22 protein-coding genes are annotated in these 22065 nt (G+C 74.6%); 10 read left to right on the top strand and 12 right to left on the bottom strand.

Going from position 1 to position 22065, the window contains the following annotated elements:
- Positions 1-45 precede the first annotated feature (45 nt).
- Positions 46-1257, top strand: coding sequence for a cysteine desulfurase-like protein (locus ACIBTV_RS19115; RefSeq protein WP_396706568.1), 1212 nt, complete (start codon positions 46-48; stop codon positions 1255-1257).
- A gap of 11 nt (positions 1258-1268) precedes the next feature.
- Complete coding sequence (locus tag ACIBTV_RS19110) at positions 1269-1556, top strand: GNAT family N-acetyltransferase (protein ID WP_396706566.1); 288 nt, start codon at positions 1269-1271, stop codon at positions 1554-1556.
- A 15-nt stretch (positions 1557-1571) separates the two neighbouring features.
- Here the strand turns inward: ACIBTV_RS19110 and ACIBTV_RS19105 are convergent, their stop codons facing one another.
- Positions 1572-3080, bottom strand: a complete 1509-nt coding sequence (locus ACIBTV_RS19105) for a glycoside hydrolase family 3 protein (RefSeq protein ID WP_396706564.1) — start codon at positions 3078-3080, stop codon at positions 1572-1574.
- Between the two features lie 218 nt (positions 3081-3298).
- On the opposite strand from ACIBTV_RS19105, the gene ACIBTV_RS19100 reads away from it, so the two are divergent.
- Positions 3299-3424: a hypothetical protein gene (locus ACIBTV_RS19100; RefSeq protein WP_269456569.1), complete on the top strand. Its 126-nt coding sequence runs from the start codon at positions 3299-3301 to the stop codon at positions 3422-3424.
- Positions 3425-3504: 80 nt separating this feature from the next.
- Entirely contained in the window at positions 3505-4455 is a 951-nt protein-coding gene (locus ACIBTV_RS19095) for a TIGR03557 family F420-dependent LLM class oxidoreductase (protein WP_396706562.1), read from the top strand.
- Positions 4456-4482: 27 nt separating this feature from the next.
- Here ACIBTV_RS19095 and ACIBTV_RS19090 read toward each other — a convergent pair whose 3' ends face one another.
- Both ACIBTV_RS19090 and ACIBTV_RS19085 read right to left on the bottom strand, forming a co-directional pair.
- Positions 4483-5313, bottom strand: a complete 831-nt coding sequence (locus tag ACIBTV_RS19090; RefSeq protein WP_396706560.1) for a hypothetical protein — start codon at positions 5311-5313, stop codon at positions 4483-4485.
- A 166-nt stretch (positions 5314-5479) separates the two neighbouring features.
- A complete protein-coding gene (locus tag ACIBTV_RS19085) occupies positions 5480-5971 on the bottom strand; it encodes a hypothetical protein (RefSeq protein WP_396706558.1) in 492 nt (163 codons plus the stop codon).
- 76 nt (positions 5972-6047) lie between these two features.
- Between ACIBTV_RS19085 and ACIBTV_RS19080 the strand changes: the two genes are divergently transcribed.
- The 4 genes from ACIBTV_RS19080 (at position 6048) to ACIBTV_RS19065 (ending at position 9528) form a co-directional block, all read left to right on the top strand.
- Positions 6048-6590, top strand: a complete 543-nt coding sequence (locus ACIBTV_RS19080) for a hypothetical protein (protein ID WP_396706556.1) — start codon at positions 6048-6050, stop codon at positions 6588-6590.
- Positions 6591-6667: 77 nt separating this feature from the next.
- Positions 6668-7117: a hypothetical protein gene (locus ACIBTV_RS19075; protein WP_396706554.1), complete on the top strand. Its 450-nt coding sequence runs from the start codon at positions 6668-6670 to the stop codon at positions 7115-7117.
- A 200-nt stretch (positions 7118-7317) separates the two neighbouring features.
- Positions 7318-8949: a RecQ family ATP-dependent DNA helicase gene (locus tag ACIBTV_RS19070; RefSeq protein ID WP_396706553.1), complete on the top strand. Its 1632-nt coding sequence runs from the start codon at positions 7318-7320 to the stop codon at positions 8947-8949.
- 75 nt (positions 8950-9024) lie between these two features.
- Positions 9025-9528 carry a hypothetical protein gene (locus tag ACIBTV_RS19065; protein WP_396706551.1) on the top strand — a complete coding sequence of 168 codons (504 nt, stop codon included), beginning with the start codon at positions 9025-9027 and terminating at the stop codon, positions 9526-9528.
- 173 nt (positions 9529-9701) lie between these two features.
- On the opposite strand, the gene ACIBTV_RS19060 is transcribed toward ACIBTV_RS19065, so the two are convergent.
- Positions 9702-11279, bottom strand: a complete 1578-nt coding sequence (locus ACIBTV_RS19060; RefSeq protein WP_396706549.1) for an MFS transporter — start codon at positions 11277-11279, stop codon at positions 9702-9704.
- A 79-nt stretch (positions 11280-11358) separates the two neighbouring features.
- Between ACIBTV_RS19060 and ACIBTV_RS19055 the strand changes: the two genes are divergently transcribed.
- A complete protein-coding gene (locus tag ACIBTV_RS19055; protein WP_396706547.1) occupies positions 11359-12123 on the top strand; it encodes a TetR/AcrR family transcriptional regulator in 765 nt (254 codons plus the stop codon).
- Between the two features lie 67 nt (positions 12124-12190).
- Here the strand turns inward: ACIBTV_RS19055 and ACIBTV_RS19050 are convergent, their stop codons facing one another.
- From ACIBTV_RS19050 to ACIBTV_RS19015, 8 genes are read right to left on the bottom strand one after another with little or no spacing between them, the layout of a single operon-like run.
- Positions 12191-13174: a DNA topoisomerase IB gene (locus ACIBTV_RS19050; RefSeq protein ID WP_396706545.1), complete on the bottom strand. Its 984-nt coding sequence runs from the start codon at positions 13172-13174 to the stop codon at positions 12191-12193.
- Positions 13158-14111: a glycosyltransferase family 9 protein gene (locus ACIBTV_RS19045; RefSeq protein ID WP_396706543.1), complete on the bottom strand. Its 954-nt coding sequence runs from the start codon at positions 14109-14111 to the stop codon at positions 13158-13160. Before ACIBTV_RS19045 ends, ACIBTV_RS19050 begins: the two co-directional genes overlap by 17 nt.
- Positions 14108-14809, bottom strand: coding sequence for an SDR family oxidoreductase (locus ACIBTV_RS19040; RefSeq protein ID WP_396706541.1), 702 nt, complete (start codon positions 14807-14809; stop codon positions 14108-14110). Before ACIBTV_RS19040 ends, ACIBTV_RS19045 begins: the two co-directional genes overlap by 4 nt.
- On the bottom strand, positions 14806-16260 hold the full coding sequence (locus ACIBTV_RS19035) for a PfkB family carbohydrate kinase (RefSeq protein WP_396706539.1): 1455 nt from the start codon (positions 16258-16260) through the stop codon (positions 14806-14808). The genes ACIBTV_RS19040 and ACIBTV_RS19035 overlap by 4 nt, the downstream gene beginning before the upstream one ends.
- A gap of 11 nt (positions 16261-16271) precedes the next feature.
- Entirely contained in the window at positions 16272-16973 is a 702-nt protein-coding gene (locus ACIBTV_RS19030) for an SIS domain-containing protein (RefSeq protein WP_396706537.1), read from the bottom strand.
- Entirely contained in the window at positions 16970-18187 is a 1218-nt protein-coding gene (locus ACIBTV_RS19025; protein ID WP_396706535.1) for a glycosyltransferase, read from the bottom strand. Before ACIBTV_RS19025 ends, ACIBTV_RS19030 begins: the two co-directional genes overlap by 4 nt.
- Positions 18172-19149, bottom strand: a complete 978-nt coding sequence (locus ACIBTV_RS19020; RefSeq protein ID WP_396706533.1) for a glycosyltransferase — start codon at positions 19147-19149, stop codon at positions 18172-18174. Before ACIBTV_RS19020 ends, ACIBTV_RS19025 begins: the two co-directional genes overlap by 16 nt.
- Positions 19146-20984 (bottom strand): HAD-IIIA family hydrolase, encoded by a 1839-nt coding sequence (locus ACIBTV_RS19015; RefSeq protein WP_396706531.1) that lies wholly within the window; start codon positions 20982-20984, stop codon positions 19146-19148. The genes ACIBTV_RS19020 and ACIBTV_RS19015 overlap by 4 nt, the downstream gene beginning before the upstream one ends.
- 149 nt (positions 20985-21133) lie before the next feature.
- Here ACIBTV_RS19015 and ACIBTV_RS19010 point away from each other — a divergent pair, with 149 nt between their 5' ends.
- Entirely contained in the window at positions 21134-21568 is a 435-nt protein-coding gene (locus ACIBTV_RS19010; protein ID WP_396706530.1) for an SRPBCC family protein, read from the top strand.
- Positions 21569-22065: the final 497 nt, after the last annotated feature.

Below are 22065 nucleotides of genomic sequence, written 5' to 3'. Positions count from 1 at the left end.
GACGCCCGCGAACGGGCCGCTCCCCCGGCGCGTTAGGGTCGCGCCATGCCGTTCGACATCACCCGGGTCCGCGCCGCCTACCCCGCCCTGAGCGAGGGCTTCGTCCACTTCGACGGTGCCGGGGGCACCCAGACCGCCGGGTCGGTGGCCGACGCGGTCGCCGGGGCGATGCGCGCCGCGGCCGGCAACCGCAGCACCGCGTTCACGCCGGGCCGACGGTCGCTGGAGCAGGTCGCCGCGGCCCGGTCGGCGGTGGCGGACCTGGTCGGCGGCGACCCCGCCGGTGTGGTGCTCGGCCCGAGCGCGACCGCGCTGCTCTACACCCTGGCCCGGACCGTGGGCGCCGGCTGGCACCCCGGCGACGAGGTGGTGCTCTCCCGGCTGGATCACGACGCCAACGTGCGTCCGTGGGTGCAGGCCGCCGAGGCGGCCGGGGCGACCGTACGGTGGGCCGAGTTCGACCGCGCCACCGGTGAGCTGCCCACCGGCCAGTACGCCGACCTGGTCACCGACCGGACCCGGCTCGTGGCGGTGACCGCCGGCAGCAACGCGATCGGCACCGTCCCCGACGTGTCCGCGATCGCCAAGACCGCCCACGCGGTCGGCGCGCTGGTCGTCGTGGACGGGGTGCACGCGGTGCCGCACGCGCCGACCGACCTGGCCACGTTGGGCGCGGACGTGCTGGTCACCAGCGCGTACAAGTGGTCGGGTCCGCACCTGGCCGCGATGGTGGCCGACCCGGCCCGCTGGGCCGAGCTGCGCCCGGCGAAGCTGATCCCGTCCTCCGACGCGGTGCCCGAGCGCTTCGAGTACGGCACGCCCAGCTTCCCGCTGCTCGCCGGGGTGACCGCGGCCGTCGACCACCTGGCCGGGCTGGACCCGGAGGCGACCGGTGACCGGCGTGCCCGGCTGCGGGCCGGTCTCGCCGCCGCGCAGGCGCACGAGGAGGCGCTGCTGGACCGCCTGCTCGCCGGGCTCGCCGAGCGGCCCGCGATCACCGTCTACGGCTCCCCCGCCCGGCGGTGGCCCACCGTCTCGTTCCGGGTCGCCGGGATGTCCCCGGCGCAGACCCAGGCGGCGCTGGGCGAGGCGGGTTTCTGCCTCACCGCCGGCGACTACTACGCCTACGAGTACTTCACCGCGATGGGCCTGCGGGACACCGGCGGCGCGGTGCGGGCGAGCATCTACCACTACAACACCGCGGACGAGGTGGACCGGTTGCTCGCCGAACTCGACCGGCTGGCCGATCGGGCGTAGACAATGACCGGGTGAGCAGCCTGGTCGAGGACAATCCCGCGCAGAACCGGTTCGAGATCCTGGTCGACGACGCGCTGGCCGGGTTCAGCGCGTACGAGCCCGTGGGCGACGTGCTGGTCTTCACGCACACCGAGGTGGACCCCCGGTTCCAGAACATGGGCGTGGGCGCCACCCTGGTCCGGGAGACCCTCGACCAGGTCCGCGCCCGCGGCGGCCGGATCGTGCCGCAGTGCCGGTTCATGTCCGCGTTCATCGAACGCCACCCCGAGTACGCGCCCCTGGTCGCCGACCAGCCCTGACCGGGGACCTCTCGATCAGGGCTGGAGCCGGCCGGCGAGCACTTCGGCGGCGGCTCGCGCGCAGGCCCGGGTCGCGCCGTGCGTGGCGATGTGCACCGGCCCGGCGACCAGCTCGGGCACGCCGAGCTCGACGACCACCGCGTCCGGCCGCGCGGCCAGCGCCCGGGTCAGCGCGGCCCGCATCCAGTCGTGCCGGTGCAGGTCGCGGACCACCAGCACCACCGGCCGCCCGTCGGCTCCGGCGGTGGGGTCGACCGGCACGTCCGGCTCGGCGTACCGGCGGGTGGTGGTGCCGGGGAGCAGGTCGGTGAGGGGGGCGCCGATCCCCCACGGGGTCTCCGCCCCGATCGCGATGTTGCGCGGTGGCTCGAACTCCACCACGTGGGCCGGCCCGGTCAGCGGAAGGCGCACGCCGACGCTGGCGGTGGTGGTGGTGACCCGCACGGCACGGCGGGCGGCGGCGAGCCCGACGGTCGAGGTGTCGGCCGGGAGAGCCGCGGCGGCCGGACGCTCGGCCCGCGCCGCCACGGTCCAGGCGGCGAGCTGGCCGACGCGCTTGGCCGCCTCGGTGAGCCGCTCCTCGGGCAGCTCGCCGGAGACGACCGCGGCCACGATGGCGTCCCGCAGCTCGCGGGCGTCCTGCTCGCCGGCCCGCTCGCCGCCGATGCAGATCGCGTCGGCGCCGGCGGCGAGGGCGCGGACCGCCGCCCCGGCGAAGCCGTAGCGTCCGGCGACCGCCCGCATCTCCACCGCGTCGGTGACCACCACGCCACTGAAGCCCAACTCGTCGCGGAGCAGCTCACCGAGGACCGGTGGGCTCATCGTGGCCGGCAGCTCGCGGTCCAGCGCCGGGACCAGCAGGTGACCGGTCATCACCGCCTGGACACCGGCGGCGACGGCGGCGCGGAACGGGGCCAGTTCGATGTCGTCCAGCCGGTCCCGGTCACCGCCGATCACCGGCAGGTCGTGGTGCGAGTCGACCCGGGTGTCGCCGTGGCCGGGGAAGTGCTTGGCGCAGGCGGCCACCCCGCTGGACTGGAGTCCGCGTACCCAGGCGGCCGTGTGGCGGGCCACGAGGGCCGGGTCGGCGCCGAACGCGCGTACGCCGATCACCGGGTTGGCCGGGTTGGAGTTGACGTCCGCGTCCGGCGCGTAGTCCAGGGTGACACCGAGCGCGGCGAGGTCGACGCCCAGGTCACGGGCGACCTCCTCGGTCAGCAGCGGGTCGTCGACCGCCCCGAGGGCGAAGTTGCCCGGCCGCGAGCTGCCCCGGCGGGACTCGATGCGGGTGACGTCGCCGGCCTCCTCGTCGATCGCCACGATGACGTCGGGCCGCTCGGCCCGCAACGTCGCGGTGAGCGCGGCGACCTGCTCGTGGGAGACCACGTTGCGAGCGAACAGCACCACCGAGCCGAGGCCCTCAGCGAGCCACCGGCAGACCCAGGGTGGCGGCGTGGTGCCGACGAAGCCGGGTTGGAGGACAGCCGACGCGAGCGCGGCCAGGTGTGGCGCCGGGACCGTCATGCCGCCGTCTCCCGCCGGTCGGCGACGTCGACCGCTGCCGGCGAACGCCGGCCGACGGTCCCCTGGTTGCGCTCGCTCATGCGGCCCCCGTACCCCACGTTTCCCCGCGCCTGGCGGCCCGCCCGGGCGGGCGGTGCTGCCATGGTCACACCGTCCGATCAAATAGTCAATAAACCTTACAGTTGCCGGGACGGGCCGCCGGTGGGCAGAGTGCGGGCATGGACCCGACCCCGCTCGCCGACGCGACCAGCCCCGCCGACATCCCCGGCGTACGCCTGCTCGGGCTGGTGGTGGGCGGCCTCCTGCTGCTCGCGGCCATCCGCGCGATGTTCCGCCGGCGCTGACGACCTCCGCCGGGTGTGGCCGGCGGTGGCCGGGGTACCGCTTGCCTCGTTGACCCCGGTACACGTCGCGAGGGAGCGCCATGAAGATCGGATACTTCCTGTCCAGTGAGGAGTACACGCCGGCCGAGCTGCTGGAACACGCGCGCGGCGCCGAACGGGCCGGCTTCCACGCCCTGTGGATCTCCGACCACTACCACCCATGGGTGGACGCCCAGGGGCAGAGCCCCTTCGTCTGGTCGACCATCGGCGCGCTCAGCCAGGTCTGCCGGCTGCCGGTGACCACCGCGGTCACCTGCCCCACCGTCCGGATCCACCCGGCGGTGATCGCCCAGGCCGCCGCGACCAGCGCCGTCCTGCACGAGGGTCGGTTCGTGCTCGGCGTCGGCAGCGGCGAGGCCCTCAACGAGCACATCTTCGGCGACGCCTGGCCGCAGACCGACGTCCGGCTGGAGATGCTGGAAGAGGCCGTCGAGGTGATCCGCGAACTGTGGAAGGGCGACTTCGTCAACCACCACGGCCGGCACTACACCGTCGAACACGCCCGCGTCTACACGCTGCCCGACACCCCGCCGCCCATCTACGTCTCCGGGTTCGGCCCGAAGGCCGTCGACCTGGCCGCCCGCATCGGCGACGGGTACATCAGCACCATGCCCGACGCCGACCTGGTCCAGCGGTTCCGCAGCGGCGGGGGCGGCGACAAGCCGTGCCAGGCCGGCTTCAAGGCCGCGTACGCCGACACCGAGGACGAGGGCATGCGGATCGCGTACGAGCGGTGGCCGAACGCGGGTGTGCCGGGCGAACTGTCCCAGGTGCTGCCGTCGCCCCGCCACTTCGAGCAGGCCGCGCAGCTGGTCACGCCGGAGATGATGAAGGAGGCCTTCGTCTGCGGCAACAGCGCCGAGGCGCACCTGGCGATGATCGACCAGTACGCCAAGGCCGGCTTCGACGAGATCTACGTGGCCAACACGGGCCCGAACACCCAGGGCCTGTTCGACCTCTACCAGCGAGAAGTCCTCCCCCGCCTCCGGTAACCGACGAGGCGGGGTCGATCCGTCGGGTCACGCGACGGCGCCGAGGAGCCGGCGCCAGGTGTCGGGGGACACGTCGTTGCCCCACAGCACCGCTCGGCTCTCGTCGGCGGCGATCGTCGCCATGGTGCGTACGAACGACAGGCTCAGCTCGCGCCACTCACCCGGCGAGTAGCCGCCGCGCCTCGCGTGGTCTGCCATCGCGGCGAACGTCGGCTCGCAGCGGGGCAGGTCGAGGCGGTCGAGGCGGACGGCCAGTTCGGCGGTCTCGGGGACGTCCAGCCACCCGTGGATGCCCTCCGTGACGCCGAACTGGTCGCCCAGCACCGCGCCGCGGGTGGCCAACGCGGCGAGCAGGCTCCGCAGCGGGTCTCCGGCGGGAACCTGCTGGCTGTCGAGGACCGGGAGGTAGAAGTCCGGGGTGACGGAACGACCGAGGAACTGCCCCGGACCGAGGCAGTACAGCGCCACGAGCGCCTCGTGGAGGGCGTTCAGCTCCTCGACGATCACCGGCTCGCCGGCCTGCGGCGACCGACTCGACCCGCGCTCGGCGCCGTCGCCCGACGGGCGGCCCACGTGCCGGCCGAGCGCCCGCTGGTGCGGCCGCTCGCCGACGTAGCGCAGGTCGGAGCCGAGCCACGGCCAGTCCCGAGCGATGTCCACGGGCTGCTCGCGCAGTCGCTCGGCCAGTCGCGTCCAGAGGACGTCGTAGCCGTACCCGCCCATCGGGGTGGCGGACGCGAACACGGCATCGAGCCACGGCACGACCGAGCCGGCGCGCAGCAGCTCGGTCAGCGCCGGCACCACCTGGTCCCGGTAGCGGTCGTGGTCGAACAGGAAGATCTCGGCGTCCGCACCCATGATCGACCCGCCTCTCGGAGTCCGCCGGCGGCGAGGCCCACGAACGGACCGTGGGTGCCCGCCGACGCCATGGACGGATGGTAGCGACGGTCGATCCGCCGCGGGTGCGGCACGACGTCCGGCGTCTGCTCGCACGGGAGGCGGCGTCGCGCCGCCCACGTCGCCGCTAGGTCAGCGACCGGATGCCGGGCGCTTCCCGGCTCTCCACGAGGGGCACCGCGCAGTGCTCGCACGAGCTGGAGACCGGTCGGATCTCGTTCGTCTGGATGTGGAACCGACCTGACTTCTGCTGGTCGGGGCAGTGGTAACCGAGGTGGAGACGGACCCAGGGTGTCCTGGTGAGAGCGGTGGCGGGCTGGTCCCGCTTCGCGTCGTGGAAGGGCGCCCACCAGTGGTCGACCACCGCGCGAAGGCTGCTCCGCCCTCGCTCCCGGGTGTGGTCGAAGGCGGCGATCCGCGCGGCCGTGTAGTGCTCCGGGGTCCGGTCGTCACCGGAGCAGACGGCGCGTTCCGCGCCCAGGACGACGGTGGTGGTGCGGCCGCCGCGTTGGCAGATGAAGCAGTCCAGGCTCAGTTCCAGCGTGTCGCCCCAGTGCGGGTTGTGGAAGGGCGATTGGGTCAGGACGACGACCGTCGTGATCTCAATGGACCGCAGCACGTCCGGAGTGTGACACAGGTAGGGCGACGGCTGACGGGGCTGCCGTGCCAGCGAGTCGGCGATAAGGTCGCTCGCCATGACGGGGACTACGGGGACGGCATGGTGGCGGCGCGCTCGGCTGTGGCGCTGGGGTGCGGCGGCGCTCGCGGCGGTCGTGCTGGCGGTGCTGCTCTATCCTCCGGCGCATTTCTGGGGGCCACGGCCGTACCGGCACCCGGACGGCATCTTCGGGGTCACCCGGGGCGATTTCGAGGACGACATCCTGCCGCACTACCAACTGAGCCTGCCGTGCGACGTCGACGGCCTGCGCTACGCGAACCTGGAGGACATGACGGGGCCGATGGGTGAGCTCTACCTGCACTTCACCACGTCGCCGGACTGCCTCGACCGCATCCTGGACGGCTTCGCCGCGGCGCCGACGCAGCCCGCCGTCATGACGCCGGCAGACGCCGCCTTTCCGTTCCCCGCCTCGTCCGTGCCGGACACCTTCGGGTGGGACTTCGACGCGGACTCGTACCTGGTGTTCCGGCGAGCGGGGAACCCGGTGACCGCCGACGTGGTCGCGCACGAGGAGGGTGCGGACCGTTCCGTGTACCTGCGCGCGCGTTACGGCTACTGACACCGGCACCGCGATCGAGATCGATTCGTGGCGCGACCGTGTTCGGGCCATCACCCGCCGCACTTAGCGTGGCGAGCATGACGCCCGCGCCCCCGCAGTCGCCGCCCAGGTCGAAGCGCACCATCTGGCTCATCGTCAGCGCCTGCGGCGCCCTGCTGCTCCTGCTGATGGCGCTGCCGGTCGGCGGCTTCCTGCTCTGGCTGTACGCCGGCCCCGACCTCGACCAGCCGCGCGCGGTGGCCGACCAGTTCGTGCAGCAGGTGGAGCGGAACGACGACGTCGCCGCCTACCGATCGCTGTGTCCGGACGCCCAGGAGCGGACCACGCTCGCGGAGTTCACGGCCGAGGTGGAGCGTCTGGGCCGCCCCACCTCCCACACCCTCGGTCACGCCGCCTTCGCCGACGAGGCCGGCTCCGCCGCGTTCGTGACGGTGGAACTGACCGACCGGACCGGCCGGACGACCTCCGTGGATCTCTATCTGGAATCGGACGCGGGCTGGCAGGTCTGCGGCGACATCTTCGACTGACCCGCCCCCGGCCGCACCCCGCCACGCCGTACCGCTCCCGCGATCTTGCAGTCTCGGCCCTCGCGGCGGGGACTTCGCCCTGTTTGTCGGGGCCGTAACTGCAAGATCGCCGGGGAAGGACGGTGGGGCGGCGGCGGTGGGGCGGCCGGCGGGCGTGGGGCGGTTTTGGTGGATGGTGGGGTGGGTACCTCCGGGCCTCGATGAAGCTGTCCACGCACTCGACGACGTTGCGCCGCGCGGCGCGGAGCCTCTTCGGCTGGACCACGCTGCGGCCCAACCAACTGGCCGCCATGCGGTCGGTCATGAAGCGACGCGACGCCCTGGTGGTGCTGCCCACCGGCGCCGGCAAGTCGGCGATCTACCAGATCCCGGCCAGCCTGATCCCCGGCCCGACCGTGGTGATCTCCCCGCTGCTCGCCCTTCAGCAGGACCAGATCGCCGCGCTCAACGAGCGCCAGCGGCCGGAGCTGCGGGCGGTGCGGATCAGCTCGAACGAGAGCGCCGCGCAGCAGGTGGAGGCGATCGAGGAGATCCGGGCCGGGCGGGCGGAGTTCCTCTTCATCACGCCGGAGCAGCTCGCCAACCCCGACCGGATGGCCGAGGTCCGGTCACTGAAGCCGGCCCTGGTCGCGATCGACGAGGCGCACTGCATCTCGGCCTGGGGGCACGACTTCCGCCCGGACTACCTGGCCCTGGGCCACCTGATCGAGGGGATCGGTCGGCCACCCGTGGTGGCGCTGACCGCCACCGCGTCCCCGCCGGTGCGCGACGACATCGTCGCCCGGCTGCGGCTGCGCGACCCCGAGATCGTGGTGTCCGGACTGGACCGACCCAACCTGTTCCTCGAGGTCGCGCACTGCCCGACCGAGGACTACCGCTGGCGACGGCTGGTCGCGTTGCTGCGCGACGACGAGCGACCCGGCATCATCTACGTGCCCACCCGGCGCAGCGCCGAGGAGTTGACCGCCCGGCTCACCGACGCCGGTTTCCCCGCGCAGTACTACCACGGTGGCATGCCGGCCGGGGCGCGCGCCGAGCTGCACGAGGCGTTCCTCGCCGACCGGGTGCCGATCATGGTGGCGACCTCGGCGTTCGGGATGGGCATCGACAAGCCGAACATCGCCTGGGTGGTGCACATGGCGCTGCCCGACTCGCCGGACAGCTACTTCCAGGAGATCGGGCGCGCCGGCCGCGACGGCGCCCCGGCCCGCGTCCTGCTCCTGTGGCAGGCCGAGGACGTGGGCCTGCAACGCTTCTTCACCGGCGGGCTGCCCCGCGCCGAGGAGCTGCGGGACCTGGCCGCGCTGCTGCGACGCAAGCCCAGCACGAAGAAGGAGCTGCGCGAGCTGACCGGGCTCGGTCCCCGCAAGCTCGGCCAGTACCTGTCGCTACTGGAGCAGGTCGGTGCCGCCGAACCGCGGGCGAAGGCGCGGATCGGTTCGCCCCGCTACTCCCCCGCGCCGGCCGAGGCCGCCGCGGCGGCGCTGGCCGAGGCGGAACGCCAGCAGGCGGTGACGCGGTCCCGTACGGACATGATGCGCGCCTTCGCCGAGACCACCGCCTGCCGTGGACAGACCCTGCTCGCCTACTTCGGCGAGCAGATGACGTCGGTGTGCGGGCACTGCGACAACTGCCACGCCGGCACGAGCGTGGCGGACAACGGTGCAGTCGGGCCGTTCCCCGTGCACAGCCAGGTCCAGCACCCGGAGTGGGGCCCCGGACTGGTGCTCAGCTACGAGGACGACCGGATGACGGTTCTGTTCGACGAGGTGGGGTACAAGACGCTGTCCGTGCGCGTGGTGTCCGAACAGGGCCTGCTGACGCTGGACTAGCCTGAGCGGGCGCCGCGGTCCTGCCCGCGCGCGCCGACGACGAGCAAGGAACAGACAGGCGGAAGGGGCGTTGCCGTGATCGAACAGCCGGCGTACACCGGGTTCGGCTTCTCCGACGGTGAATGGGGTCTGCTGGTCGGGCTGCCGCAGTCGGTCCTGACCGCGGCGAGCGCGGCCGAGTCCGACAGCACGCGCCGCACCATGGCCGAGAACGCGGCCGGCCTGGAGACCATCGCCGCCGGTCGTGAGTCGGCCAGCCCACTGGTGGCCGCGGTGGCCGGCGAGGTCGTCACCCGGGTCGGCGACCCGGAGGCCGGCGAGGAGTTGCCGGCCATCTCCCCCGCCGACCCGCAGGCGATGATCGACGACGTGCTCGCGCGAGCCGGTGAGGCCGCCGCGCTGCTGGCCGCCCGCGTCGACGAGGGCGAGGCCGGGGCGTACAAGCACTGGCTCGTGGAGATCGCCGAGCAGGTGGTGGGCGCGGCGTCCACGGGCGGCCTGCTGGGCCTCGGCGGCGACCAGGTCAGCCCCTCCGAGCGCCGCTTCCGCGACCGCCTGGCCCAGGTCCTCAACGACTGACCCGCCGCCCCACCCCACCCCGCCCGCCAGCGCCCCCGCGATCTTGCAGTTTCGGCCCGCGAATCGCGGCAGATGCCCTCTTTGCCGGGGCAGGAACTGCAAGATCGCGCGAGGTGGCTAACGGCGAGGCTGCTAACGGCGGGCCGCGAGCGGCGGGGCTGCGAGCGGGGCCGTCAGTGGGGGGTTGGGGCGGGAAGCTTGTGGGGCGTGGTGGGGGTGTCCGCGGGCTGGGGTGCGTCGACGGGGACGCGGACGCCGCGGAGGGTGGTCACGGCGGCGACCGCGGCCACCAGCATCAGGACCCCGGCGGCGCCGGCCGCCAGGTGCAGGCCGTCGGTGAACGCGACCGCGGCGGCGTGCCGCACGGCGGCCGCGGCCTCGGCGGGCAGCCCGTCGGCGACCGCGAGCGCGCCGCCCAGGGTCTCGCGGACCGAGTCCACCGCGTCGGAGGGCAGCCCGCCGGGCAGCCCGTCGGCCACCTCGCGCCGGTAGACGGCGCTGCCGAGGCTGCCGAGGACGGCCATGCCGAGGGCACCGCCGAGTTCGCTGCTCGACTCGGTCAGCGCCGACGCGACCCCGGCCCGCTCCGGCGGTGCCGCGCCGAGCACCAGCTCGGTGACCAGTGACATCACCACCACCAGTCCGGCGGCGTAGATGCTGGCGCCGAGCAGCAGGGGCATCAGCCCGTCGTCGGCCGGCACGCGGGTGAGCACCGCGAAGCCGGCGGCCGCGATGACGAAGCCCGCGCCGATCAGGAACGCCCGGTCGATCCGTCGGGCCAGGGCGGCCGCGGCGGGTGCGACCCCGCCGACCACGACGGACGGCAGCAGGCTCCACAGTGCCGCCCGCAGCGGGCTGAACCCCAGCACGGACTGGAGGTGCTGGGTGGTGAAGATGGCGAAGCCCACCATGGCGAACATCGCGACCAGGTTCACCCCGATCGCCCCGCCGACCGCCCGGCGCCGTACCAGCGCGAGGTCGACCATCGGGTACGCGAGCCGGCGCTGCCGACGGACGAAGACCACGGCGACCAGCAGCCCGGCGGCGATGGCCAGCGCCGGTCCGGTCGCCCAGCCCGCCCGGGCCAGCTCCTTGACACCGTAGATGACGGGGAGCAGCGCGGCGAGCGAGAGCAGGGCGCTGAGCACGTCGAACCGGCCGGCGGCCGCGTCGCGGAACTCGGGGACCAGCACCGGCGCGAGCAGGAGCAGCAGCGCCATCGCCGGCAGGTTGATCAGGAAGACCGAGCCCCACCAGAAGTGTTCGAGCAGGATCCCGCTGAGCACCGGGCCGATCGCGATGCCGCCGGTGAGGGCGGCGGTCCAGATGGCGATGGCGGTGCCGCGCTGCTTCTCGTCGTGGAACATGTTGCGCACCAGCGCCAGCGTGCTGGGCATGAGGGTGGCGCCGCCCACACCGAGCAGCGCCCGGGCCGCGATCAGGGTGGCGGCGCTGTCGGCGTACGCGGCGAGGACCGAGGCCACGCCGAAGGCGACCGCCCCGCAGAGCAGCAGCTTCCGCCGACCGATCCGGTCGCCGAGCGCGCCCATCGTGATGAGCAGTCCGGCGAGCACGAAGCCGTAGATGTCGAAGATCCAGAGCTGCTGGGTGCCGGTGGGGCGCAGCTCGGCGCTGATGAACGGGACGGCGAAGTAGAGCACGGAGACGTCCATGGAGACCAGGAGCAGGGGCAGCATCAGCACGCTGAAGCCGATCCACTCGCGGCGTCCGGCGCGGGGCGTCGAGGTCATGAGCACTCCTTTTGCGTATGGCATACGCTTATCTGCGTAGACCATACGCAGAACTAGGATGAGCCGGCAAGGAGGAATCGTGGAGCCGAGACCAGACCAGACCGCCGCCGCGCTGCCGCCGGTCATCGAAGCCGCCTGGGGAGTGCGCGAGCGCGCGCCCAGAGGACCTCGCCCCGGGCTGACCCTGGCCGGGATCGTGGCCGCCGCGGTCGCCGTCGCCGACGCCGACGGGCTGGCCGCCGTCTCGATGAGCCGGGTCGCCAAGGAGTTGGGGGCCGCGACCATGGCCCTCTACCGGTACGTCGGCGCCAAGGACGATCTGCTCACGCTGATGGTGGACGCGGCGTACGGCGAGCCGCCCGGCCCGGGCGGGACCGGGCCGCACTGGCGGGCGGGACTGGCCCGGTGGGCCTGGGCCGAACGCACCGCGCTGCACCGACACCCCTGGGTGGTCCGGGTCCCGATCAGCGGCCCGCCGCTCACGCCCCACGCGCTCGGCTGGCTGGAGGACGGGCTGCGCTGCCTGGCCGGCACCGGGCTGACCGAGCCGGAGAAGATGTCGGTGATGCTGCTGCTCACCGGCTACGTCCGCAACGAGGTGCTGCTCACCGTGCAGATCCAGGACGCGAGCGCGGCGTCCGGCCGTGGCCCCGAGGAGATCATGCCGGAGTACGGGCGGCTGGTCGCGCGGCTGGCGGACCCGGCCCGCTTCCCGGCGCTGCACGCGGTGCTCGACGCCGGGGTGCTGGACCGCGACGACGGCCCCGACGACGAGTTCGTCTTCGGCCTGGAGCGGCTGCTGGACGGCGTCGAGGCGCTCGTGGACCGCCGCGCCGACGCCTGACCGCACCGCCGCCTGACCGCACCGACCGTGACCGCGACCCCGCGACCCGCCGCCGGCACGTCGTCGGTCAGGCGTCTTCGAGCAGCGCCAGGACCACCCGCTCGGCCTCCTCGCGGGGCGCGGACGGGTCCACCTGCACGAGGACGCCGTCGTGGTACAGGTCGACCACCCGGGGGTCCACGTAGGACGTCCGGGCCACGGTCGGCGTGTTGCCGAGCAGTTCGGCCACCTCCCGCATGACCGCGGCGACCGCCCTCTTGCGCGCGGTCGCCGAGCGACCCAGCCCCACCGTGGCCAGCTCGGTGGCCGCCAGCACGGTCGCGTGCCAGGTGCGGAAGTCCTTGGCGGTCATCTCCCCGCCGCTGGCGTCGCGCAGGTAGTCGTTGACCTCGTCGGCGCGGACGTCCCGCCAGGTCTGACCGTCCCAGTAGCCGAAGAGCCGGTCCGCCCGCCGCCGACGTCGGCGCAGGTTGGTCAGCACCCGGCACAGCTCGGGGTCCTCGATCCGGCGCACCTGCTCGATGCCGCCCTTGGCGGGGAACTCGAAGACCACACAGCCACGCCGTGACCGGGCGTGCTCCGGGCGCAGCGTCGACACGCCGAAGGTCGGGTCCTCGCCGTTCGCGTACTGGTCGCTGCCCACGCGGAACATCCCCATGTCGAGCAGCCGGGCCACGGTGGCGAGCACGCGGTCCCGGTTCAGGCCGCGCCCGTCGAGGTCCCGTCCGACCCGCTCGCGCAGCGTCGGCAGCCGCCGGGCCACCTCCAGGACGTGGTCGAACTTCGCCTCATCCCGCTTCTCCCGCCACGCCGGGTGGTAGAGGTACTGCTTGCGGCCGGCCGCGTCGATCCCGATGGCCTGGATGTGCCCGTTCGGGTACGGGCAGATCCAGACGTCGCGCCAGGCGGGTGGGATCACCAGGGCGCGCAGCCGCTCCAGCACCGCGGGATCGCCGACCGCGGCGCCGTCCGGGCCGACGAAGAGCCAACCCCTGCCACGCCGGCGCCGGCCGTATCCCGGCCTGCCCGGATCACTACGCCGCAACCGCACCGGAGACCCGCCCCACCCGTTCCACCTCGGCCACGGCGGCGCACACCTCGTCGACTCCCAGCGCCGCCAACGTCGGGTGCGTTCCTACCCCGTCCCACCTGGGCCAATCCCGTTGACCCGCCCACAGCGCCCGGTGCCGGGGCCGGTCGGGCGGCGGCCCCCAGCGCGCCGGCGACACCGGCCCGAACAGCACCACCGAGGGGGTCCCGTACGCGGTCGCCAGGTGGGCCGCCCCGGTGTCACCGCTCACCACCATCCGGGCGTACGCGATCAGCGCGGCCAGGTCGCCCACGTCGGTGCGGCCGGCGAGGACAGCGTCGGGCGGCAACCCGGCGGCCGCAGCAACCCGGTGCGCGAGCCCGCGCTCGTCGGTCGACCCGGTGACCACCACCCGGTGCCCCTGCCGGTCGAGCCGGTGGGCGAGGGCGGCGAACCGCTCGGCCGGCCACCGCTTCGCGGCGATCTTGGAGCCGGGATGGAGCACGGTCGCCCCGCGCGGCACCCCGGCCGGCGGTGGACGGCGCAGCGCGAGGTCGGCCGGGTCGGCCGGGACGCCGTACCAGGCGAGCAGCCGACACCAGCGCCGCACCTCGTGCGCGTCCTCGTCCCAGTCCGGTCCGTCGGTGAAGCCCGCCTCGGGGTTGGCGTACGCGAGGATCCGGTCGGGTCGGGCGGCGGCGAGCATCCGGTGCGACCCGGGCCCGCTCCCGTGCAGGTTGACCGCGATCTCGGGGGCCGGGCCGGGCCAGCGCGCCGGGCCCAGTCCCGGCGTGTCGAGCAGCCGGTCGACCCCGCCCACCAGCCCCACCAGCGGCGCCAACCACGCCGGAGCGGCCAGCGCGAGCGGCCGGTCCGGGTAGGCGGCGCGCAGGCCACGCAGCGCCGGCACGGCGGTGGCCAGGTCGCCGACGCCCAGGGCGCGCAGCACGAGGATCACGGGTAGGAGGACTCCTGCGCCGCGCAGACCACCATCTCCCGCACCGCGCAGCCGGGCGGCTGGGCGAGGGCGAACATGACCGCCGCGGCGGTGTCGGCCGGGTCGTTGAGGACCGCGTCCGGGCCGGGCCGGTACTGCGCGTCGCGCTCGTCGAAGAACGCGGTGCGCATGCCGCCGGGGATCAGCAGCGTGACCCCCACCTGCCCGGCCAGCTCGGCGGCGAGCGCCCGGGTGAAACCGACCACCCCGAACTTCGCGGCGCAGTACGCGGTCGCGTCGCTGACCGCCTTGACGCCCAGTGTCGAGGCGACCGTGACGATGGTGCCCCGGGAGCTCTCCAGGTAGGGCAGGGCCGCCCGGATGACGGCGGCCGTGGCGAGCAGGTCCACCGCGACGATCCGCTCCCAGGTCTCGGCCGGGACGTCGCCCAGCCGGCCCGGCACGTCCATGCCGGCGGCGGTGACCACCGCGTCCAGGCCGCCTGAGCGTTCGGCGAGCTGCCGGGTAGCGGCCTCGGCGGCGCGCGTGTCGGCCAGGTCGCACTCCACCCAGGGCACCCCGTCGCCGGGCGGCTGCCGGTCGATCACCAGTGGTCGGCCGCCGGAACGGGCCACCGCGGTGACCACCGCCGCGCCCAGGCCGCTGGAGCCACCGGTCACCAGCACCGTCGGCCCGGCGCCGGGCGGGACCCCGGTCACCGGGCCCGCTCCGTCGTCGGCTCCAGCGTGCCGGCGGGTTGGCCGCCTGCCCGGGCGGCGGCGATCATGTCGGTGGTGGAGCGGCCGTCCAGGTAGGGCACCACCACCGTGTTCCCGCCCCACCGGCCGAGGACCTCCGCCTCCGGCAGATCCGGCGCGTCGCCGCCGCCTGCGTAGTCGCCGCCCTTCACCCAGATGTCCGGACGCAGCCAGGCCAGCGCCGCGTCCGGGGTCGGCTCGTCGAAGATCATCACGGCGTCCACGCAGCTCAGCGCCGCCAACAGCCGACCGCGGTCGCCCTGCGGCACGACCGGTCGCCCGGGCCCCTTCAGCCCGGCCACGCTCGCGTCCGAGTTCAGGCAGACGACGAGGCAGTCACCGAGCTTGCGGGCCGCCTGCAACGTCGCCACGTGACCGGCGTGCAGCAGGTCGAAACACCCGCCGGTGGCGACCACCGTGCCACCGGCCGCGCGGACCTCCGCGAGCACCGCGGCCACCGCGGCCACCCCGACCCGTTCGCCGGCCGACCCGACCACCGTGCTGACCACCGGCCGCTCCGGGGGCGGCAGCGCCGTCGCCACTCCCCCGGCGGCGACGTACGCGGACGCCTCGGCCACCGCCTCCTGCACCGCCTCGGAGACCAGCGCGCCCCGGGCGAGGGCGAGGCTGGCGGTCGCGGCGAACCGGTCTCCCGCGCCGCAGGTGTCGCCCTCGGCGCTGGTCGGGGCGGGCACCACCAGCGGGGTCGACCCCGCGTGGCAGAGCAGCGCGCCGTCGGCGCCGAGGGTCACCGCCACCGCGCCGGCCTGCCACCGCCGGCGCAGCCCCTGCGCGCCCCGCGAGGCGGTGGCCAGCCGGGTCGCCCCGGGCAGCGCGGGCACCAACTCGCGGGCCTCCGCCTCGTTCGGGGTGGCCAACTGCACCCCGGGCACCACGGCCGGCCCGCGCGGGTGCGGATCCCACACCACGGGCGCCCGGGTCGCGGCCAGCGCGGCGCGCAGCGCCGGCTTCCGGGCGACCCCCCGGCCGTAGTCGCTGACCAGCACGGCGGACGCGTTGGCGATGGCCCGCAGCACCGCCTCGCTGGGCTCGCCGGGTTCACCCGCGGGGCCGCCCCGGTCGTGGCGCAGCAGCACCCGGCCGCGCGCCCGCAGCCGGATCTTCTCGGGCGTGGCCCCGGCCAGCGGCAACGCGTACACCTGGACGCCCGACGCGGTGAGCAGCGCGCTCAGCCGGGCCCCGCCGGCGTCGTCGGCGAGCGCGGTCACCAGCACCACCTCGGCGCCCTGGGCCGCGGCGAAGACCGCGGCCAGTCCGGCGCCGCCGGGCCGGTCGACGTACCCGGTCTCGTCGAGCACCGGCACCGGAGAATCCGGGCAGAGCCGGTTGACCGCCCCCTCCACGTCGCGGTCGAGCAGGGTGTCACCGACCACCACCACGGGTCCCGTCATGCTTCCCCTCCTCATCCTCGCGCCTTCGCCGCCGGCCCGGCCCCGCCGTCCAGCACCACCTCCACACCGGCGCGCACACCGCCGGTGCGCCCGACCGTCTCGACCGGGGGCCCGGCCACGCCGACCGACCCGGCCAGCGCGGCGGGCAGCGCCTGGTCCACGTACTCGCAGAGCACGTGGCTGGAGACCAGGTGGAGTTCCTGCACCACCTGGCTGTCCGGCGAGGCGATGGCCAACGCCTCGTCGCAGGCGTCGGCGAGCGGGTTGGGTGCGGGCCCCGTGAACGCCCAGCAGGTCAGGCCGCTCTCACGGGCGGCCCGGGCGGCGGTGAGCAGGTTGGGACTGGTGCCGCTGGTGGACAGCAGCAGGAGGATGTCGCCGTCGCGGCCGTGGGCCCGGACCTGGCGGGCGAAGACCTCGTCGTAGCCGTAGTCGTTGCCGATCGCGGTCATCGCGGAGGTCTCCGCGTGCAGGGCGATGGCGGACAGGGGCTGCCGGTCGTCCCGGAGCTTGCCGACGAGTTCGGCGGTGAGGTGCTGGGCCTCGGCGGCGCTGCCCCCGTTACCCGCGACCAGCAGCCGCCCGCCGCCGGCCAGCCGGTGGGCCAGGGTCCCGCCCCACCGGGCGAGCATCCGCTCGCAGTCGCGGTAGGGCAGCAGAGCCGCCGCCAGGTTCGCCAGGTGGATGTCGAGCAGCGAGCCCTCCGCCATCACGCCACCACCCGGGTGGGCCGCCGCACGGCGGCCACCTCGCCGTAGACCTCGGCGAGCCGCTCGGCGGTCGCCGCCCACGAGTAGCGCAGCCGCGCCCGCTCCTGCGCCGCGGTGGCGTACGCGAAACGCCGGATCCGGTCGTCGAGCAGCGCCTGGATCGCGCCGCCGAGGGCGCGTGGGTCGCGGGCCGGGACGAGGTCGCCGGTGACGCCCTCGATCACGGTGTCCTTGAGGCCGCCGACCGCCGTGCCGATCACCGGCACACCGCACGCCATCGCCTCCAGCGGGGTCAGCCCGAACGGCTCGTACCAGGGAGCGGCGACCAGGACGTCCGCCGACCGGTACCAGCGGCCCATCTCCTCCCGGGGCACCGCGCCGACCAGACGCACCCGGTCGGCGATGCCGCAGGTGCCGGCGAGCGCCCGCAGCCGCCGCGCGTACGGGTCGGTCTCCAGCAGCCCCGCCGGTGGTCCGCCGACGATGACACACTCGGCGTCGGGGACCAGGGCCATCGCCCGGATCACCGTCTGGAAGCCCTTGCGTTCCACCAGGCGGCCGACGGTCAGGATCCGGGCCCGGCCGGGCTCCCGCTCCTCGGCCGGGCCGAGCGGGGCGAAGGTGCCGAGGTTGACGCCGGAGGGGATGACGGTCATCCGGGTGCGGGGCACGCCCATCCGGACCAGCTCGCCCACCTCGTCCTGGCACTGGGCGACCACCCGGTCGACCGAGCGGCCCAGCTCCCGCTCGTACGCGATGCGCCGCGCCGGGCTGGTGTCCTGCACGCCCTGGTAGCGCCGCTTCACGGTGCCGAGCGCGTGGTACGTCTGCACCACCGGCACCCCGGTCTGGCGGCTGGCGGCGAGGGCGGCGAGGCCGCTCATCCAGAAGTGCGCGTGGATCACCTCGGGCACCCAGTCGCCGCCCCGCCAGCGGTCCACCAGCCAGTTGCTGAACTCCTTCATGTGCGGCAGCAGCGCGTCCTTCGCCACCGGCTCCGCCGGGCCGGCCGGCACGTGCACGACGTCGTACCCGTCCGGGGCGCGGACCGTCACGGGCAGGTCCACCGCGTCGCGTCGGGTGTAGACGCGTACGTCGTGTCCGGCGGCGGCGAGCGCGGCGGACAGCTCCGCGACGTGGGTGTTCTGGCCGCCGGCGTCCTCACCGCCGAGGATGGCGAGCGGGCTGGCGTGCTCCGAGATCATCGCGATGCGCATACTTCCTCCTCCAGCAGCCGGTCCCAGTCGGTGAGGAAACGGTCGAGGCCGTACCGGTCGCGGGCGGCGGTGCGCCCCACCGCACCGGCCCGACGCGCGAGTTCGGGGTCGTCCATGAACCGTCGGGCGGCGTCGACCAGCGTGTCGACGCGGGTGGCGATGGCGCCGGCGTCCGGCGGGACGGCCATCGCCGCCTCGGTGGTGGCGAGGGCGATCACGGGCATGCCGATGGACATGGCCTCGATGAGGCTGAGACCGAGGGAGGTCCAGCGGCACAGGTGCAGGTACGCCCGCCGCCGGGCCAGCTCGGCGTGCATCGCGGCCTGCGGAATGTCGTCGTGGCTGGTGACGCGCTCCGGTGGCAGCCCGAGGGCGTCGGCGAGGCCGTCGACCCGCATGCCGTAGACGTCGAGGGGGGCGATCTCGGCGAACCGGGGCAGCAGGTCGGTGCCGGTGACCCGCCAGCGGCGGACGGGCTCGTTGATGACGACGGCGAGGCGGTCGAGCTCGCCGGTGTACTCGACGGCGGGGGCGACGATGCCGTGGTCGATGACGGTGGTGCGGGTGGCGCCGGTGTCCCAGATCAGCTGGTTGAAGCCGGTGACGTGGGCGACGAGCAGGTCGTCCCGGTCGGCCATGGGGTGGCGGCTGTTGGGGACGTCGCCGTCCTTGGGGGTGTTGTGTTCGACGTAGACCGCGGGCAGGTCCCGGCCGGGCCGGCGGCCGAGCCACTCCTCGACGAGGCCGATCTCCTCGGGACGTTGCAGGATGACCGCGTCGACCTGGGTGCGGGCCAACTCCTCGGGGGTGACCTCGACGGCGCTGTCCGGCCACGGGTAGGTGCGGGCGCGGCCGAGGCCGTAGGGACCACGGTCGGGGGTGACCGGGATCAGGTAGCGGTGCCGGCCGTGCACGAAGGCGGTGGTCCACGAGCCGTGCACGTGCCACAGCAGGAGGTTCATCGGCCGCTCCCGCCGGTCGCGGGCACGGCCACCGCGCCGGCCGTGGCGGTGGTCCCGTGGACCGTCGCGGTGGGCGCGGCGAGCCTCGTCGGGATGGGCGCGCCGGGGACCGTCGCGGCCGGTACGCCGAGCGACCGCAGGGCGGCCACCACCTCCCCCGGGTCGATGCCGGCGAGGCAGGGGTGCCCGGGGACCAGGCAGGTGGCGGCTCGGGTGTCCCGGCACGGAGCGGTCGCGTCGCCGAGGCGTACGGTGGGCACCCGGTAGGGGCCCCACTGTCCGAACGGGACGGTCGGGGCGAAGAGGCTCACCACCGGCACCCCGTACGCGGCGGCCAGGTGCGCCGGCCCGGTATTGCCGACCACCACCGCCCCCGCCCCCGCGACCACCCCGGCCAGTTCGGCCAGTCCGGTGCGGCCCCCCAGGTCCACGCCGTCGGCCGCGGCGGCCACCGCGGCGGTCAGGTCCCGCTCGTCCGGCCCGCCGGTCACCACGACGCGGTGCCCGGCCTCGCCCAGCGCCCGGGCGATCCCGACGGCCAGACCGGCCGGGATCGCCCGGCTCGACGCCGCCGAGCCGGGGTGCAGCACGACGTAACCCGACGCGCCGAGCCGCACCCGGGACGGATCCACCCCCACGGCCGCCACGCGGAGGGTGGGCTGGTCGCCGGGCGCCAGGCCGTGCCCGGCCGCGGCGGCCAGGGACAGCGCGCGCTCCGGCTCGGGCACGCCGGGCGGCACCCGGTGCCGTACGTCCAACAGGCTGCCCGGATAGTCGTCGCTGATCGCCGCGATCCGCGGCACCCCGGCCATCCGCAGCAGCAACGCCAGCGGCAGCGGCGACTGGTGGAACGAGGTGAACACCACCGCCTCGTCCGCGCCCACCGCGGCCAGCCGCGCCGTCAACGCGCGCATCTCGTCGGCGTCCACCGGGCCGGGGTCCGGGTCGATCCACGGCAGCGGATGCGCGACGACCTCGTCGACTCCCGGCAGCAGCTCCGCCGCCGCCCGCCCGCGCGGACCGCACAGCAGCACCACCCGGTCCGCCGAGTGCGCCACCGCGCGGATCGCCGGCCCGGTCACCAGCACGTCCCCGGCCGAATCCGACCGCACCACCAGGACCGTCCCACCGCGCCGGCCCCGCCGGGCGGGCCCGGCCGCCGGCTTCGGCCACGGCGCGGAGACCGGGACGATCGCGGCCTGCCGACGAAGGATCTCCGCCGCCGCGCCCGGCAGGTCCGCCGCCACCGCCGGCGCGGCGGCCACCTCCTCCGGCCGCGTCACCGGCGTCGGCACCAGCAGGCCCGCCGCGCCCGCCGCCAGCGCCGCGCCCATGTCCCGGCCGATGTCCCCCACCAGCACGCACCGCGACGCCACCGTCCCCAGATCCGCCGCCGCGGCGTGCACCAGACCCGGGGCCGGTTTCCGGCAGCCGCACCCGGCGGCGTCGTCATGCGGGCACACCCGCCACGTGTCGAACGGCCCCAACAGCTCCTCGATCCGGGCGTGCACCGCCCGCATCTGCCGCACCGAGAAGTGACCACGGGCCAGGCCCGACTGGTTCGACACCACCCCCAGCCGCAACCCGGCCGCCCGCAACCGGTCCAACGCCGCCCGCGCGCCCGCGACCGGCCGTACCTTCTCCGGATCGCCGTTGTACGGCACGTCCTCCACCAGCGTGCCGTCGCGGTCCAGCAGCACCGCGTCGAACAGGACGGGCCCGGACCCGGCCCGGTCAGCACCGGCAAAAACCCCGGCTGACCTGCGCTGATCCGGCTTCACCTGGTCCTGTCGCACGGCCGGCGGGTTCCCGACGCCCCGAGGAGTAAACGTCATCCCCGACGCGGCAGACGCGACCGCGCGCACCGCGGCCCGCACGGCCGCCCGCGCAGGCCTTACCCGTCGCCCCGGAGAAGCTAACCCGACGCCGCCGTTAGCCGCGGTCAGGTCGCGGGTACGGGGAGGCAGTGGCGATTGTGGAGAAAGTGATCGACGCTCCCCCGCAGCAGGTCTTCGATGTGCTCGCCGACGGGTGGACGTACAGCGACTGGGTGGTCGGCACGGCGCACGTGCGGGACGTGGACGACGAGTGGCCGAAGGTCGGCAGCCAACTGCACCACCGGGCCGGACCGTGGCCCCTCTCGCTGCAGGACGCCTCGACGGTGCTGCTCTGCGAGCCGCCGCACCGGTTGGTGCTGCGGGCCGGGCTCTGGCCAGCTGGTGAGGCGATCGTGACGTTCACGCTCGACCCGGTGGACGGGAACCCGAACGCGACCCGGGTGCGGATCGGCGAGGACTTCGCCGCCGGCCCGCTGCGCTGGGTGCGTACCAAGCTCAACGACCTGGTGCTGCACCTGCGCAACCGGGAGACGCTCGCCCGGCTGTCCGACATCGCCACCCGCCGGGAGGACCAGCGGTGACCGAGGCCGTCGAGTAGCGGCAACTCTCACATTGTCGACCCCGAGCGGCTGAGCGATTTGCGAAAACATCGGTTGCCGACGCTCCGCTATCACCCACCGCCGCAACGGTCGGCGAGATCACGATCCGTGAAGGGATCGACGATGCTGCCGGCGTACCGGCTTGTGTGGGCCGGGCTCGCTTTCGCCACATGATCATGTGGGTCTAATATGAAATTCGCGGTTGCACGGGGCATTGTTCGGTTGATGAGCGGCCCTGGATGCCGCGCGCCGGGCGTGGGACCTGATTTCGGGCGGGGTGGACCTGTGCTGCTTCCGGGTGGCGTGGCCCCTTCTCCGTGTGCGTGGGGGTGTTGAGGCGGTGCCGGTTTTTCAGGATTCGGATGATCTGGCGGAGTTCTTCAAGTGGTTTTATGGTGAGGAGCTTCCGGGGCTGTATCCTGAGCGGTTTTTTGCTTTGGCGCAGTCGTTGCATCAGGTCGCGGATTCTTTGGATGAGG

This window comes from Micromonospora sp. NPDC049366 (assembly GCF_044466625.1).
In the GTDB taxonomy this organism is placed as follows: Bacteria; Actinomycetota; Actinomycetes; order Mycobacteriales; family Micromonosporaceae; genus Micromonospora.
The sequence above is the reverse complement of the archived record's forward strand: the minus strand, read 5'-3'. Positions and strand labels throughout refer to the sequence as shown.

What these genes read in the sequence shown, in the direction of transcription:
- ACIBTV_RS19105 (WP_396706564.1), bottom strand. Translation starts at nt 3,080, where the DNA reads ATGACGGTCCCGGCGCCACACCTGGCCGCGCTCGCGTCGGCTGTCCTC.
- ACIBTV_RS19100 (WP_269456569.1), top strand. Translation starts at nt 3,299, where the DNA reads ATGGACCCGACCCCGCTCGCCGACGCGACCAGCCCCGCCGACATCCCC.
- ACIBTV_RS19070 (WP_396706553.1), top strand. Translation starts at nt 7,318, where the DNA reads ATGAAGCTGTCCACGCACTCGACGACGTTGCGCCGCGCGGCGCGGAGC.
- ACIBTV_RS19115 (WP_396706568.1), top strand. Translation starts at nt 46, where the DNA reads ATGCCGTTCGACATCACCCGGGTCCGCGCCGCCTACCCCGCCCTGAGC.
- ACIBTV_RS19095 (WP_396706562.1), top strand. Translation starts at nt 3,505, where the DNA reads ATGAAGATCGGATACTTCCTGTCCAGTGAGGAGTACACGCCGGCCGAG.
- ACIBTV_RS19080 (WP_396706556.1), top strand. Translation starts at nt 6,048, where the DNA reads ATGACGGGGACTACGGGGACGGCATGGTGGCGGCGCGCTCGGCTGTGG.
- ACIBTV_RS19025 (WP_396706535.1), bottom strand. Translation starts at nt 18,187, where the DNA reads ATGCGCATCGCGATGATCTCGGAGCACGCCAGCCCGCTCGCCATCCTC.
- ACIBTV_RS19090 (WP_396706560.1), bottom strand. Translation starts at nt 5,313, where the DNA reads ATGGGTGCGGACGCCGAGATCTTCCTGTTCGACCACGACCGCTACCGG.
- ACIBTV_RS19015 (WP_396706531.1), bottom strand. Translation starts at nt 20,984, where the DNA reads ATGACGTTTACTCCTCGGGGCGTCGGGAACCCGCCGGCCGTGCGACAG.
- ACIBTV_RS19020 (WP_396706533.1), bottom strand. Translation starts at nt 19,149, where the DNA reads ATGAACCTCCTGCTGTGGCACGTGCACGGCTCGTGGACCACCGCCTTC.
- ACIBTV_RS19060 (WP_396706549.1), bottom strand. Translation starts at nt 11,279, where the DNA reads ATGACCTCGACGCCCCGCGCCGGACGCCGCGAGTGGATCGGCTTCAGC.
- ACIBTV_RS19075 (WP_396706554.1), top strand. Translation starts at nt 6,668, where the DNA reads ATGACGCCCGCGCCCCCGCAGTCGCCGCCCAGGTCGAAGCGCACCATC.
- ACIBTV_RS19035 (WP_396706539.1), bottom strand. Translation starts at nt 16,260, where the DNA reads ATGACGGGACCCGTGGTGGTGGTCGGTGACACCCTGCTCGACCGCGAC.